The following is a 15,855-nucleotide window of genomic DNA, read 5'->3' as shown; positions in this document are numbered from 1 at the left end:
AAAAAAGGGGCTTAGCAATTGCTAAGCCCCTCTGTAATATATTTAAAAGTAAATTACTTTACTTTATCAACGATGGTTTTGAAAGCCTCTGGATGGTTCATCGCCAGGTCAGCAAGTACTTTGCGGTTCAGGTCGATGTTAGCCTTTTTAAGGGCACCCATTAATGCAGAGTAAGATAAACCGTGCTCACGTGCTCCTGCGTTGATACGCTGAATCCACAAGGCTCTGAAGTCTCTCTTCTTAGCTTTTCTATCACGGTAGGCATAAACTAAACCTTTTTCTATTGCGTTTTTCGCAACAGTCCAAACGTTCTTGCGACGGCCAAAGTAACCTTTGGCCATTTTCATCATTTTCTTTCTTCTGTGTCGTGCTGCTACGACATTGACTGATCTTGGCATTTCTTTAAAGTTTTGGCAACTGGTGATTCTAAAAAATCTTTCTAAAGACCAGGCACCGGGTTCGTACTAAAATTAACCTAAACTAATTCTTTCGTAGAATTAGATTTTAAGCATGAATTTAACGTTTCCTTCGTCAGCTTTGCTAACAAGGCCAGTATGCGTCAAATTACGCTTTTGCTTTGTCGTTTTCTTAGTCAGGATGTGGCTCTTAAAAGCGTGCTTACGCTTAATTTTACCAGTACCTGTTAAAGTAAAACGCTTCTTTGCACCAGATTTGGTTTTTACTTTTGGCATGAGTATTAAATTAATTTAACAAATTACTTCTTTACAGGAGCATTCTTAGGTGACAGGATGAGGAACATGCGTTTTCCTTCCAGCTTCGGCAACTGCTCAACCTTAGCGATCTCCTCCAATGCCTGTGCAAACTTAAGCAACAGAATCTCACCACGTTCTTTAAACACGATAGATCTACCTACAAAGTGTACATAAGATTTGATCTTATAGCCACTCTCAAGGAAACCTTTGGCATGTTTGAGTTTAAACTCAAAGTCATGGTCATCGGTGTTGGGACCAAATCGAATCTCTTTGATCACAACCTTCTGTTGTTTGGCCTTCAATTCCCTGGTCTTCTTCTTCTGCTCGTACTTGAACTTAGAATAGTCGATGACCCGGCAAACCGGTGGAGTAGCAGTTGGCGAAATCTCGACCAAGTCAAGATTCTGCTCATTGGCTATTTTTTGAGCATCTCTGGTTGAGTATACCCCTTGCTCAACATTGTCACCTACCAGCCTGATTTCTCGGGCAGTTATTTTATCGTTGACTTTGTATGGCTCTTCCACCTTTCCGCGTGGGATGTAGCGCCTGTTAGTAGTAGCTATAGTTTGGGCCTCCTTAGTTTAGTTTCCACAATTAAGTTGCGAATATCGCAAATTTTATATCAAAAAGAAAATTACTTTCCTTATTTGTTCAGCATTTCGGCTACTTTGCTTTGAAAGAAGGTTTTAAATTCTTCCACAGTCATAGTGCCGAGATCTCCTTCTCCATGTTTGCGAACAGAAACAGCACCATTTTCCTGCTCCTTCTCTCCCACAATTAGCATGAAGGGCACCTTGCGCACTTCCGCATCACGTATCTTACGACCAATTTTCTCGTCACGGTTATCTACAAAACCACGTATATCCTCCAGCTGCAGGCTATCATACACCTGCTGTGCAAAGTCATGGTACTTCTCAGAAATCGGAAGTATGGCGAACTGCTCAGGGCTCAGCCACAGCGGGAAGTTACCACCACAGTGCTCTATCAGCACAGCAACAAAGCGCTCAAGCGAGCCAAACGGTGCACGGTGTATCATAACCGGGCGGTGCTTTTGGTTATCAGCACCAATATATTCCAGCTGGAAGCGTTCTGGCAACTGATAGTCCACCTGAATAGTTCCTAACTGCCATTTACGGCCAAGGGCATCCTTCACCATAAAGTCGAGCTTAGGTCCGTAAAACGCAGCCTCTCCCAATTCGGTTACAGTCGAAAGGCCTTTCTCTGCCGCTGCTTCTATAATCGCTCGCTCTGCTTTATCCCAAGCTTCATCTGCGCCGATATATTTAGCCTTGTTCTCCGGGTCGCGCAATGAAATCTGCGCAGTATAATCTTCAAAGCCTAAGGCCTGGAATACATATAATACCAAGTCAATTACTTTCAGGAACTCATCCTTCACCTGGTCAGGCCGGCAAAAAATATGTGCATCATCCTGTGTAAAGCCACGAACACGTGTTAAACCATGCAACTCACCGCTTTGTTCATAACGATAAACTGTTCCGAATTCAGCCAGACGCACTGGTAGCTCCTTGTAAGAACGTGGGCGTACTTTATATATCTCGCAGTGGTGCGGGCAGTTCATTGGCTTAAGAAAGAACTCCTCCCCTTCGTTTGGCGTTCTGATGGGCTGGAACGAATCCGCTCCATACTTCTCATAGTGGCCAGATGTCACATATAGCTCCTTGCTGCCGATATGCGGCGTTACTACCGGCTGGTATCCAGCACGCATTTGCGCTTTACGCATGAACTGTTCCAGGCGCTCACGCAGCAGGGTGCCTTTTGGCAACCACAGTGGTAAACCCATGCCTACTTTTTCAGAAAAAGCAAATAGCTCCAGCTCTTTCCCTAACTTACGATGGTCTCTTTTCTTAGCTTCTTCCAGACGCTCCAGGTGCTCGGTCAGCTCTTTCTGTTTAGGAAACGTAACACCATAGATACGCGTCAGCTGCTTATTCTTCTCATCTCCACGCCAGTAGGCACCGGCAATGTTCATGATCTTAGCAGCCTTTATAAACCCTGTATTGGGGATATGCGGCCCACGACAAAGGTCAACAAACTTTCCTTGCTCATAAAAAGTGATAGAGCCATCAGCCAGGTCTTTGATAAGATCTAGTTTATACTCATCACCTTTCTTGGTGAAATACTCTATCGCATCAGCTTTTGATACTTCGCTGCGCTTAAACTCATTTTTCTGGCGTGCCAGTTCCAGCATCTTCTGCTCGAGCTTGGCAATATCCTCCTGCGACAGGTGATGCTCCCCTAAGTCTACATCATAGTAAAAACCGTTTTCTACAGGAGGCCCTATGCCGAACTTTACATCCGGATATAAATCCTCTAAAGCTTCTGCCAGTAAGTGGGCAGAAGAGTGCCAGAAAGCATTTTTGCCTTCGTCATCATTCCAGGTGAGCAGCTGTACCGTGGCATCTTCGTTTATAGGGCGTGTGGAATCCCATACGGCGCCGTTAACTTTGGCAGCTAACACATTACGCGCTAAGCCTTCGCTTATGCTCTGTGCAATCTCGTAGCTAGTTACGCCCTCTTGGTATTGGCGTACAGAGCCATCTGGCAGTGTGATGTTGATCATAGTGGTATATGTTTCTAATAATCCTGTAGGCGTACAGCTGCACTATCAGGTTGTGGTTTTGCTAATTTATACTTTAATCTGGCAACAGCCTGATACGCATAAGTGTATCGTGGCTCTACTGCGATCAGGCGCTGGTAAGTTATAAGGGCACTACTGAACTGCCCTGTCCGCTCGTAAGCACTCGCCAGTTTACTCAGATAATCTGGTTTGTTTTTATAAGTATTATATGCTTTCTGTAAATGAAGGACGGCCTCCTCATTATTTCCGAGCCCATGCTGGTATAAACCCACCCGATAATGAGCTCCAGAAATCGTATCATTTATACTTAATGCCTTATTGAAAGCAACGACAGCACTATCTTGTTTTCGCTCTGCCTGATATAGTAAGCCATGGTTAAACCATAGCTTCGCATCTTCCGGTGCTACTTTCTGTGCTGAAAGCAAGTATGGTTTTGCGGCAGCGTAATCTTCCTTTGCTATAAGTATGGCTGCCAGCTCACGCTTGGGTTCCATAAAATCAGGGGCTTGCGCTAAGGCATTTCTATAATTCTGTATAGACTTTAATGTATCGCCGGTTGCCTCCTGTACTCTACCCTTATAATAATAGGCAAACTCATCTGTTGGAGCTAAGTCCTGGGCCTTTTGGATATACTGCTTTGCCTGCTCATATTCATGCCGGCTTAAGTATAACTCACCTAATAAAACAAACAGAGACGCCGTCTGATATGAGTTCCGTTCTGCTTGCAGCGCCAACGGCAATGCCTCATCGGCTTTGCCCAGGGCACGTAGCACCTGTGCTTTCACAAACAGCGTTGAAGGTTCGTTCTTCGTTAACTTCACTGCCTCTTCTGCATCCTGCAGCGCCTGCTCAAGCATTCCTATTCTTAGCAGCGCCACCGCACGTCGTGCATATAAGCTCCCATCCCGCCCTGACCTTTCGATCGCAGCGTTTAGATTAGTTAATTGCACCTCCGGGTCATTTTTTACCTCCTGCAGGTTTACCATTTTCTCTCTGTCTCCCTCATCTAGGGTACAGGCACTACATGTAACCGACAAAGCTAACAGCAACAATCTGGAAAAACGCACCATTATCGGTTCTATTAATACTTCTGCAAAATGAATTTATACTTGCCTGCGCTAAATTAAAACATTTTGGCTAATTAGGAAGATAACTTATCCTGGGTGCCTAAAACAAAAAGCCTGCTACAAACTAAGTAGCAGGCTTTTGATAACTATTAAATACAGATTAAATCTTTAGTTTTTCCTGTAACATAATATTGCATCGCCTGCTTAACTCCAGCTCCTCTTTTGTTCGAGAGTTAATTGCCTGAGCATTTTGTAAGGTTCTCACACAGGCAGACGTGTTCTTCATTTCATCATAAATACTGGCTAAATCAAAGTAATAGCGAATATTATTCGGATCATAGATAAGCGCCTGCTCAATAGCTTGGGCAGCTTTCTCATTTGTAGCCTCTCCACATACGCCGCCAAAAAAGAAACTGGAAGCAGCCTTTTCAGCCAGGTTCAAATTAGCCATTTTAAAATGCCAGCGCCCCAGCAAATACCATGCGCCCGCATGCTGCGGATTGCGGGATAAAGCTGCATCCACAAAATCCTTTGCCTGGTGTATACCTTGCAACCGCTGCTTTGCCCCTGCGGCCATTGCACTGGTGCCTATAGATAATGCCATAGCATAATTGGCTTCAGCTTCTTCTGGTTGCATTTCATAAGCACGGCCAGCATATTCCTTTGCCTTAAGGAGGTGCTTTGCTTTACTGGTTTCATCAGAAAAACGATCACCGATGCGGCAATGTAGAATACTCGCTTTACACAAGGCTTCAAAATTATCAGGCGACTCTGAAATTACCTGCTCATAAAGCAATAAAGCCTCACTCTCTTTATAGTCTATCAGGAGCTGCTCAGCACGCTGCATCAGTTCTTTACCAGATACACCGCCACCTTCTGCCATAACAACAGCTGGTAACCCTGCACAAAGCATACAACCTACCAGAATTCTAGTACAAAATCTCTTCATATAGCATTTCCTTCCCTACAATCTACGTTTTATCATAGACTTTAGCAAGTGCTACCGGAAGAAATCTAAAACAGGTCGAGCTGCTTTCTTTTCTTCAAAGCTTCTTTTTCTTCACTATCGTCTATGTCTGACTCTACGTAATCAGTATCAGGATGTTGGCTTCCGCTTACCTTAGCTGCCTCGTCAGCTAATTCCTTTAACTGGGCAGGAAGAGTGGCAGGTTCTTTTTTAGCAGCTTTCCTGGCTTTTTGCTTATCCTCCTCCGGTTGCTCCACTTCCTGCATCTTAGGCACCTCTACTTCATATATTTTAAAGTAGTTTAATTTATTACCAAGTGCTTTCCAGCCTTTCACATCAATAAACTCATTAAGCAACAGCTTCTCTGTCTCACGTTCACCGCGAAGGCTGCGTTTAAACTTAATCGTAGCCAACGGCTCAGGGTGTGTAGATACTGCCTCTAGTTTAGAGTTCTTTGTTTCAGGAATAAAGGCAAAACGCTTACCGATTGTAGTTGTTTCTATTTTGAAACGCTTGACATAGTATAGTTTATTTTCTCCTTCGTAATAAATAGTTGAAACGACTAACTCAGGATCAAATTTCTGTAGCACTTTCAGCTTCTCAACAGTATAATGATTGGCCAGGTCAAACGAAGTCAATTCGTATGTTCCGTCTTCATAAACTGCTAAAATAGAATCATCTGTGTTGAAAGATCCTAAATAGCGCCCACGACCTTCTGTGTTCAGCCTGCCGATCACTTCGTCGTAGTAAATTTCGCGACCACCTAAGGTAGATTCTCCAAGGCTCTTCTGCACCACCTTCTTTACAGGGTATTTGGTTACAATATTGCCGTTGGAGCCTTTGCCTTTAATCATCAATTCGGCAAAGTCATAATCAAACGCTTTAATGCGTGCAGATGCGTTCGGTGCAAGCGTAATACTCACTACTTCCGATTCAGAGTTTGGATTGGCCGTGAGGTAATGTACTTTAGAGCCTTTCTCCCCTTTCGTGAGATCGTATTCTTTATCGCGCGTGATAGATTTCACTGCAAAACGCTTGGCATACGACACGCCGGATTTACCATCCAGGTAAATCATGTTGTATACCATGTGCTCGTCGTTTTTATTGTAAACGCCAGCCATGATGATGTCTTTGCCCACAAAGGTCTTCTCTGCCACCTTTGTTACCATAAACTTACCGTCCTTGCGGAACACGATGATGTCGTCCATATCAGAGCAGTCACAAACAAATTCATCTTTGCGGAGACCAGTTCCAATAAAGCCGTCCTTGGCGTTCATGTACAGTTTCTGGTTTGCGATAGCAACGTTTTGTGCATTGATTACATCAAAGGTTTTTATCTGCGTGCGGCGATCCTTGCCTTGCCCATACTTCTTCAACAGCCCTTCAAAATAAGCAATGGCATAGCGAATCAGGTTGGCCAGATTCTCATCCACCTCGGCCATCTCCTCCTCAAGTTTATTGATGTACTCATCAGCTTTGAAGGAGTCATACTTAGAGATACGCTTGATCTTTATTTCAGTCAGACGAATGATATCATCCTCTGTCACATCGCGGCGCAGCAGGTGCTTGTAAGGGTCTAACCCTCTGTCGATGGCATTTAAAACCGCTTCCCAGGTTTCACACTCTTCTATATCGCGGTAGATGCGGTTTTCAATAAAGATTTTCTCAAGCGACGAATAATGCCATTTATCCTCAAGCTCACCTTTTCTAATTTCCAGCTCACGCTTCAGCAGGTCTACCGTTTTAAAAGTAGAGATGCGCAACAGTTCGTTTACATCCTGAAAGTGTGGCTTATCATTAATGATAACACAGGCATTCGGAGAAATAGCTACCTCGCAATCAGTAAAGGCATATAGCGCATCAATCGTAAGGTCAGGCGAAACCCCTGGCGGCAGTTGCACTTGTATCTCTACATGGGCCGCCGTGTTGTCTACTACCTTTTTGATTTTTATCTTGTTGTTCTCACTGGCCTTTACAATAGACTCCATCAAACCCGTAGTGGTGGTACCATACGGCACGTCCTTGATCACGAGCATGGTTTTATCTACCTTCTCAATCGTGGCGCGTACGCGTATTCTGCCGCCGCGCTGCCCTCCGTTGTAGTTGGTCACATCTACCTGTCCACCTGTCAGGAAGTCTGGTAGCAGGTTAGTGCTACGGCCCTTCAGCACATCAATAGAGCCTTTGATCAGCTCCTTGAAGTTGTGCGGCATGATTTTGGTCGATAAACCTACGGCAATACCCTCTACACCTTGCGCAAGCAAAAGCGGGAATTTAACAGGTAGTGTTATCGGTTCGTTTTTACGGCCATCGTAGCTTAATTGCCACTGTGTCGTCTGCGGATTAAATACCACATCCAAGGCAAACTTAGACAGGCGGGCCTCAATGTAACGGGGTGCCGCTGCACTGTCTCCAGTGCGCACATCTCCCCAGTTTCCCTGGGTTTCAATGAGTAAATCTTTCTGGCCCAAGTTTACCATGGCATCTCCAATAGAGGCATCACCGTGCGGGTGGTACTGCATGGTCTGGCCAATGACATTCGCCACCTTGTTAAAGCGGCCGTCATCCATTTCCCGCATAGCATGCAGGATACGACGCTGCACAGGCTTCAGGCCATCTTCAATGGCTGGCACCGCACGCTCCAGAATCACATAAGAAGCATAATCGAGGAACCAGGTTTCGTACAGACCAGAGACAGGCGTTACATTATGGATTGTTTCTTCCGCTCCATCTGTAAATTCTACCTCCAGCTCATCGTCGTGTTGTAACTCTTCGTTATTCAATTCTTCGTTATGCATAAATCTCTTCTACTATATCTTTCTCAAACTTCAGGTTGTCGATGATGAACTGCTGACGATCAGGCGTATTCTTGCCCATGTAATAGCTTAGCATCTTCTGAATGGTAGTATCCTTGTGCAGGATAACGGGCTTTAATTTTATGTTGTCGCCAATGAATTTACCAAACTCATCCGGTGATATCTCTCCTAGACCTTTAAATCGGGTAATTTCAGGACGCTTTCCTAATTTACTAATGGCTTCCTGCTTTTCAGATTCGTTGTAGCAATAAATAGTCTCCTTCTTGTTGCGGACACGGAACAGGGGCGTTTCAAGTATAAACACGTGGCCATTGCGCACCAAATCCGGGAAAAACTGCAGGAAAAATGTGAGAAGCAAGAGGCGAATATGCATTCCGTCTACGTCAGCATCCGTTGCGATGACAACACGGTTGTAGCGCAAGCCTTCTAGCCCCTCTTCTATATTAAGGGCATGCTGTAGCAGGTTGAACTCCTCGTTTTCATACACCACCTTCTTCTTTAGGCCAAAGCAGTTAAGAGGCTTACCGCGTAAGCTGAACACTGCTTCACTGTCCACATTACGGGACTTCGTAATTGAACCACTTGCAGAGTCTCCCTCTGTAATAAAGAGGGTTGAAAGCAGCGATTTCTCACCTTTATCTTCATTAAAGTGCAGGCGGCAATCACGCAGTTTTCTGTTGTGCAGGTTAGCTTTCTTGGCGCGTTGGTTTGCCAGCTTTTTTACTCCTGCCATATCCTTACGCTCCCGCTCGCTTTGCATAATGCGCTTCAGCAGCGCATCGGCAGTAGCCGGGTTCTTGTGCAGGTAGTTATCCAAATGCTCCTTCACAAAATCATTGATAAAGGCACGAACGGCAGGACCATCAGGCCCCATTTCTATAGAGCCGAGCTTAGTCTTAGTCTGCGACTCAAATACCGGCTCCTGCACACGGATAGAGATAGCTCCTAAAATAGAGCCCCGGACATCAGCTGCATCAAAATCCTTTTTATAAAAATCACGGACCGTTTTCACAACAGCCTCGCGGAAAGCAGCAAGGTGCGTACCACCCATAGTCGTATACTGGCCATTCACGAAAGAATAATACTCTTCGCCATAGTCGTTGCCATGCGAAAGGGCCAGTTCAATATCTTCTGCCTTCAGGTGAATGATCGGGTAGCGCAGCGTATCTTCATCTGCCTTATCACGCAAAAGGTCCAGCAGCCCGTTTTCTGAAAAGAATTTCTTGCCGTTGAAATTGATAACAAGGCCAGCGTTCAGGTATACATAGTTCCAGAGCTGGTTCTCCAGGTAATCAGGGTTAAAGCGGAAATTCTTAAAGATAGTATCGTCTGGCGTAAAAATGGTAAGCGTACCGTTGCGCTGGCTGGAATCCTCTACTTCAAAATCCTCTGTAAGAACGCCTCTTTCGAACTCAGCCGCCTTCAATTTTCCATCCCGCACCGACTGGATTCTGAACTGGCTGGACAAGGCATTTACCGCCTTCGTACCTACACCATTCAAACCAACCGACTTCTGAAAGGCTTTGCTGTCATACTTACCACCGGTGTTGATCTTGCTCACGCAGTCAATTACCTTACCAAGTGGAATACCGCGGCCATAGTCACGCACCTGTACTTTATGATCTGAGATTTTGATTTCAATGGTTTTACCATAACCCATCACGTGTTCGTCAATGGAGTTATCAATTACCTCTTTCACCAGAATGTAAATACCGTCATCGGCAGCTGACCCATCGCCCAGCTTACCGATGTACATACCCGGACGTAACCTGATATGCTCGCGTGGCTCCAGCGACCGAATGCTGTCTTCGTTGTAATTATGCTCTAACTCTGCCATTATGTAAGCGTAAGTGTAGTTTTATGGGATAATAATCCGAAATATAGAAATTATAAAAGACAAGACGCAAATGTTAAGTTCCTGCCTCCTGCTAAATTAGTAAAAACAGAAGCAAAATACTAATTTAGTTAGCCGCTAATATTCATTTGCATACCGTCCTTCTTTATATAAACCCTTAATTTGTGCATCAAGTTCAGCTAAAGATAAAATACAGCACCTTGTTTTAGCTAATTTTATTAGTATTTATATCTGCCGATAAAACGCAACCTGATAAGCTTACATTGCTTATTTTTAAGCACTTTTGTAAACAATTCCCGGTGCACCTACAACCTTTGCTTACATGGAAATAAAATTACCGAAGTATTTTAAATGGGTCGTTGTTCTGTTAGGAGTAATCCTGCTGATTTACATCCTCCAGATGTTCAAGTCTATACTTGTTCCACTCGCCTTTTCCTTTTTGTTTGCACTCCTGCTACTGCCCTTGAACCGTGACATGGAAAAATGGAAAATACCCAGACCTTTAGCAATTGTAAGCAGCATCGTACTTGTAGTGGTTATACTTAGCCTCGTTGTATGGTTTTTATCATCCCAGCTGATGGACCTGACAACCGAACTTGATACGATCACGGGAAACTTTGAAACGCTCATTTCACGGGTGCAGGACTTTCTACAGGAGAAGTTTGGTATTGTGCCCTCCAACCGCACCGAACTTATTACAAATTCTATCAATGGCTTGCAGGATGTAGCAACCAATTTTTTGGGAAGCACCATCTCCATGACCACTGGTCTTTTAGCAGCCCTCACCATTGTTCCAATTTACGTTTTTTGTCTTCTGTACTACCGCGACCACCTCGAGAGGTTCCTGTTTAAGTTGGTTGCAAAAGATAAGCGCAGCAGCTTGGTTCACACTTTATCAAACATCCAGCAGGTAGTACAGAGCTATATCTCAGGGCTAATGATTGTGATCGTTATTGTTGCGCTGTTGAATTCAGCAGGTTTGCTGCTGCTCGGAGTGAAGTATGCCATCTTCTTTGGCGTATTTGCCTCTATACTTACCATTATACCTTATATAGGTATACTTATAGGGTCTCTGTTACCCGCACTCATTACGCTTGCCACTACCGGACATTTAATTGATGCCGTACTTGTGATAGGTGTATTTATGGTAGTGCAGTTTCTGGAGGGGAATTTTATCACCCCTTATATTGTGGGTTCCAAAGTAAGTATAAACCCTTTTGCTGCCATACTTGCCTTGTTGGTTGGAGGCGAGATTTGGGGTGCCGCAGGAATGATTATGGCACTTCCTGTGATTGCTATGCTAAAGGTGATTTTCGATTCGTATGGTCCGCTGGAGCCAATAGGGTTCCTGCTGTCTGATGTGGATGACGTGAAACCAAAGAAGCCGAAGCATAAAAAGAAGCTGCAGAGTTTTATAACAGAAGTATGGGATGGCATGTTCCGCAGCAAAAATAATAAGGACTAGCAGGTATGCTAATATAATTTGCAGCTTTAAAGGAGAAAGAGTGATTTGAAACGGATTACTAAAAATATTGGTTTAGAAGATAGAGCTACAGAGAACACTGCAAGCTCTGAAAGTGAGCAACTAAACCAGAGCAACTTGTACGCAATAGTAGACATTGAGACAACAGGTGGACAGCCGCACCAGGACAAGATCACCGAGATTGCCATTTTTATACATGACGGAGAGAAGATAGTCGATAAATATCATACGCTTGTCAACCCCGAACGCCCAATCCCCTATTTCATCACACAGCTGACCGGCATAAAGGATGATATGGTACTGGAGGCACCTAAATTTTACGAGGTAGCAAAAGAGATCGTGGAGTTTACAGAAGGCAAGGTATTTGTAGCCCATAATGTGCGGTTTGACTATTCTTTTCTGAAAAAGGAATTCGGCGACCTTGGCTTTTCTTTTCAGCGCAAAACGCTTTGCACGGTGCGTTTAAGCCGCTCCCTTATTCCTGGGCTACCGTCTTATAGTTTAGGTAAGCTCTGCCAAAGTATAGATATTCCGCTTAGCCAGCGCCACCGGGCTATTGGTGATGCGGAGGCTACTGCCCTACTGTTTGACAAACTCCTTAAGATTAACCGACCTGTGGTAGACGGCAATATGAACATGGCAGCCGAAAACACCACACAGGTACTTAAGAAAGAAATCAAAACATCGCTCTTGCCGCCGGCAATCAGTAAAGAGCAGGTAGATGCACTGCCGATGGTGCCGGGCGTGTACTACTTTCACAACGAAGCCGGTGAGGTAATTTATGTTGGTAAAAGTATCAATATTAAGAAAAGGATTATCCAACACTTTAACATTGATTATAAGAGTCGCAAATCATTAGATTTTAAAAATAGCATTGCTGACATTACCTATGAGCTGATGGGAAATGAACTTGTGGCGCTGCTGTTTGAGTCTTCGGAGATAAAGCGAATGAAGCCGCAGTATAACCGCCAACAGCGCCGGAGCGTATTCAATACTGGTATATTTGTGTACGAAGACAGCAATGGCTACAAACGCCTGAGTTATGGCACGATCAATAAAGCTGACAATGAGAGCCTGACTCCTATAATCGCTCTTTCAAATCACTTCAAGGCTAAAGGATTCCTCTTTCATAAAGTGGCCAAGTATAACCTGTGCCAGAAACTATGCGATCTATATAAAACGAACGGTGCCTGCTTTGATTACCAGGTTCATCAGTGCAACGGTGCATGCATTGGCAAGGAAGCTCCGGAAGAGTACAACAAGCGTGTAGACGAAGCTATTGATTCATTTACCTATGAGCACAATAGCTTTGTTCTCATAGGTAAAGGTCGGGAACCGGGAGAAAAATCTGTCGTGGTAGTGGAGCATGGCACCTACCTCGGCTTTGGTTTTGTGGATGAAACATTCACCGCTCACAACCTCAACGACTTCAAAGGAGCCATCCAGCGCTATAACGATAACAAAGACATTCAGCAGATTATTCGAAACCACATGCGCAGCAAGCACAAAGACAAAGTGATAATATTTGAGTAAAAAAATACGCCCTGCTTGATATACTATCAGCAGGGCGTATTTTTTACCTATACATCCTTAAGGCATTGCGATGGGCTTAATCTGGCAGCTTTGACAGCCTGCATACCTACTGTAATCCAGGCGATGAGCAGTGCCAACAAGCCCGAACAGACAAAATACCACAGTTCCAACTCTATTCTGTAAGCAAAATTACTCAACCAGTGCTTTACCAACGTATAACTGATTGGCATTGCCAACGAAATGGAGATAAGCACAAGCTTGGTAAAGTCGCTGGACAGCAGGTATACAATGCTGAAATCACTTGCTCCCAATACCTTCCTGACACCTATCTCCTTCACCCTTTTTTCTGCCGTAAAGGCAGCTAAACCAAACAACCCAAGGCAGGATATTAGTATTGCCAAACCAGCAAAATACCTTGACAATATTGATACACGCTGTTCAGCAGCATATAGCGCCTCATAATCCTGATTTAGAAATTTATAGTTTAAAATATATCCTGGATTGAAGTCCCGATACAGCTCCTGCAGCTTTTCGATCGTCTCTCTTTCTTTTCCTGCCTCTACTTTCACCATTACTTTCATGGCCGACTTCGGCTCCAGCCGGAAGAACATGGGCTTTACTTTCTCATGTAGCGATTGAAAATGAAAATCCTTTACCACACCTATTATTTTCTTATCCTCTCCCCATAAGTTTACAACCTTACCAACAGGATTTCGCATACTCATAGCCTTAACAGCTGCTTCATTGAATATCAAATGGGCAGTATCTGAGCTGAGTACTTTGGAAAAAGAGCGGCCTTCCTTTATTTGCAAACGTAACATTTCAATCATTTTGTAGTTGACAGCCACTGTTTGAAAGGCAACTTCATCCTGTACGTTTTTTCCCTGCCAGTGCAGTCCAATGGTAGAACCAACATCACTGATAATACTTCCGCCACTGGAAACCAGAACCACACCCGGCACCTTTTCCGCTTCTGAAAGGAATGTCTCCAGTTTCTCCTGCACTTTACCTTCAGGGCTAAAGTATAAAATGTTGTCATTGCTATACCCTAAATTCTTGTTTTGTACGTACTCAATCTGTTTGTACACCACCAGTACGGCTACCACAAGTACAACAGAGAGGGTGAACTGAAATACCACTAGTCCTTTACGCGCCAGCAGCTCCCCTCCCAATGTTTCCAGCTTTCCGCGCAGCACAGTTGCAGGTTTGAACCCAGACAGGTAGAAGGCGGGGTAACTACCTGCTAAAATTCCTGTTAGTATGGTTATGGTAAGTATAACGGCAACAAAATAGGGCTCATATGTAAGTATAAGCTCCTTGCCTGTAAGTTGGCTAAAAGGCGACAGCAGCAGCTCCACCAGCATTAGAGCAACTACCAGTGACGCAAAAGCCATCAGCAGAGCCTCTCCCAAATATTGCATCACAAGCGACTGCCGACTAGCTCCCATAGCTTTCTTAATGCCTACTTCCTTAATCCTTCTTGTTGCTTTTGCAGTGGAAAGATTCATGAAGTTGATGCAAGCGATTAGTAGTATAAAAAGCGCTATGATGGAAAACAGCTTGACATATTCTATTCTGCCTCCTGCCTGTAAGCCATTCTCATAGTTGCCATACAGATATTTGTCAGCATATGGCCTGACAAATATGGAAACATTAGATGTGGGCAACATGCTTTTTATGAATCCCTGAACTTTCCGGTTTAACTGTTCAGCATCTGTTCCTGCTCTTAGTATCAGGTATGTTTTAGCATTGTGGTTGTCCCAGTGCAAGCCGCTGCCCAGCATATCTTTAAAATCCTCAAAAGACAAAACAAAATCAAATTGATCAGAAGAGTTAGAGGGTACATCTTTGAAGACACCTGTAACAGTTACTGGTTTATTAAAATGCAGGATCTGCCACACTATTGTTTTACCGATAACATCATCGGTCGTGCCAAACAGCTTCTGGGCCAGAGATTCAGAGATTACGACGGCGTTTTTATTTGCCAGCACCTGGCTTTCGTTGCCTTGCGTCAGTTTATAGGAAAAGACATTAAAAAAGTCTTTACTCACAAACTGCCCGGAGGCACTAATATGACGCCCCTTATCTGAAAGAATAAACTTATCAGGAATATCAGATGAGCTGACAGCATACGCTACCTCAGGCATTTCTTCGGCTAAGGACTCTCCTAACTTTCCAGGCCCCACTTCCCAGGTTGTTATTCCTTCTGCATTGTGATGGTTCGTCATCACCTGAAACAACTGGCTTTCCTTCTCATGAAACGAATCCACCTGAAGCTCATCGTTTACCCAAAGGAAAATAAGCAACGCACAGGCTAAGCCAGTAGACAAACCGATCAGGTTGATCAGAAACGTACTTCTGAACCGTTTAAAGTTTCTGTAGATAAGAAGAAGGCTGTGCTGAAGCATGGTTAGCAAGTATAAATGAGATAGCTGGCATAGTTGCATTCCTCCTGTGTATCCAACAAGTATACCATTTTTAAATATAGCCTTAATTAGCACTACAGGCTGTTTCTGCTCTCAGCATTGTTCGGTATCAGACACCGCAACGTCTGGAAACGCACACCTAAAGCTAAAACAATGCAACAAGTAACACTCTTCCTAAAGATCAAAAGATTAACTTATACTTTAGCCAAAGTATAGTGGCATTTGCAGGGAATTACTTTCGAGCCTATACTTTATCAAGGCTGTAGCAAAAGAGCTGCAAACAAACTTTGGCCGGCATCGTTACATTAGCACCGAATGATTTCATTATTTCTAAACTATAATTTAATTTTACTCTGCTTGCTGCTGCTTTCGTAGCTCAAGTTTTAGGTAAATTCC

11 protein-coding genes are annotated in these 15,855 nt (G+C 44.0%); 2 read left to right on the top strand and 9 right to left on the bottom strand.

All coding sequences use genetic code 11. The features are described 5' to 3' along the window. Positions 1 to 53 precede the first annotated feature (53 nt). From rplT to ACFQ2O_RS13050, 8 genes are all read right to left on the bottom strand, one after another. Entirely contained in the window at positions 54 to 398 is a 345-nt protein-coding gene (gene rplT, locus ACFQ2O_RS13085; RefSeq protein ID WP_377528305.1) for a 50S ribosomal protein L20, read from the bottom strand. 99 nt (positions 399 to 497) lie between these two features. After that, on the bottom strand, positions 498 to 692 hold the full coding sequence (gene rpmI / locus ACFQ2O_RS13080) for a 50S ribosomal protein L35 (RefSeq protein WP_377528303.1): 195 nt from the start codon (positions 690 to 692) through the stop codon (positions 498 to 500). 23 nt (positions 693 to 715) lie between these two features. After that, positions 716 to 1,237, bottom strand: a complete 522-nt coding sequence (gene infC / locus ACFQ2O_RS13075) for a translation initiation factor IF-3 (protein ID WP_377528301.1) — start codon at positions 1,235 to 1,237, stop codon at positions 716 to 718. 119 nt (positions 1,238 to 1,356) lie between these two features. Then, positions 1,357 to 3,294, bottom strand: coding sequence for a threonine--tRNA ligase (gene thrS, locus ACFQ2O_RS13070; protein ID WP_377528299.1), 1,938 nt, complete (start codon positions 3,292 to 3,294; stop codon positions 1,357 to 1,359). A gap of 14 nt (positions 3,295 to 3,308) precedes the next feature. Continuing rightward, on the bottom strand, positions 3,309 to 4,349 hold the full coding sequence (locus tag ACFQ2O_RS13065) for a tetratricopeptide repeat protein (RefSeq protein WP_377528297.1): 1,041 nt from the start codon (positions 4,347 to 4,349) through the stop codon (positions 3,309 to 3,311). Between the two features lie 190 nt (positions 4,350 to 4,539). Next, complete coding sequence (locus ACFQ2O_RS13060) at positions 4,540 to 5,226, bottom strand: hypothetical protein (RefSeq protein ID WP_377528307.1); 687 nt, start codon at positions 5,224 to 5,226, stop codon at positions 4,540 to 4,542. 167 nt (positions 5,227 to 5,393) lie between these two features. After that, a complete protein-coding gene (locus ACFQ2O_RS13055) occupies positions 5,394 to 8,144 on the bottom strand; it encodes a DNA gyrase/topoisomerase IV subunit A (RefSeq protein WP_377528295.1) in 2,751 nt (916 codons plus the stop codon). Continuing rightward, positions 8,137 to 9,999, bottom strand: a complete 1,863-nt coding sequence (locus ACFQ2O_RS13050) for a DNA topoisomerase IV subunit B (RefSeq protein ID WP_377528293.1) — start codon at positions 9,997 to 9,999, stop codon at positions 8,137 to 8,139. Before ACFQ2O_RS13050 ends, ACFQ2O_RS13055 begins: the two co-directional genes overlap by 8 nt. A gap of 340 nt (positions 10,000 to 10,339) precedes the next feature. Here ACFQ2O_RS13050 and ACFQ2O_RS13045 point away from each other — a divergent pair, with 340 nt between their 5' ends. Further along, positions 10,340 to 11,482: an AI-2E family transporter gene (locus tag ACFQ2O_RS13045; RefSeq protein ID WP_377528291.1), complete on the top strand. Its 1,143-nt coding sequence runs from the start codon at positions 10,340 to 10,342 to the stop codon at positions 11,480 to 11,482. 135 nt (positions 11,483 to 11,617) lie between these two features. Further along, positions 11,618 to 13,033, top strand: coding sequence for an exonuclease domain-containing protein (locus tag ACFQ2O_RS13040; protein WP_377528289.1), 1,416 nt, complete (start codon positions 11,618 to 11,620; stop codon positions 13,031 to 13,033). A gap of 47 nt (positions 13,034 to 13,080) precedes the next feature. Here the strand turns inward: ACFQ2O_RS13040 and ACFQ2O_RS13035 are convergent, their stop codons facing one another. Then, the gene (locus tag ACFQ2O_RS13035; protein WP_377528287.1) at positions 13,081 to 15,441 is read right to left on the bottom strand and encodes an ABC transporter permease; all 2,361 of its coding nucleotides are present in this window, start codon (positions 15,439 to 15,441) and stop codon (positions 13,081 to 13,083) included. Between the last annotated feature and the right edge of the window lie 414 nt (positions 15,442 to 15,855).

The organism is Pontibacter rugosus (assembly GCF_042678745.1).
Classification (GTDB): Bacteria; Bacteroidota; Bacteroidia; order Cytophagales; family Hymenobacteraceae; genus Pontibacter; species Pontibacter rugosus.
The sequence above is the reverse complement of the archived record's forward strand: the minus strand, read 5'-3'. Positions and strand labels throughout refer to the sequence as shown.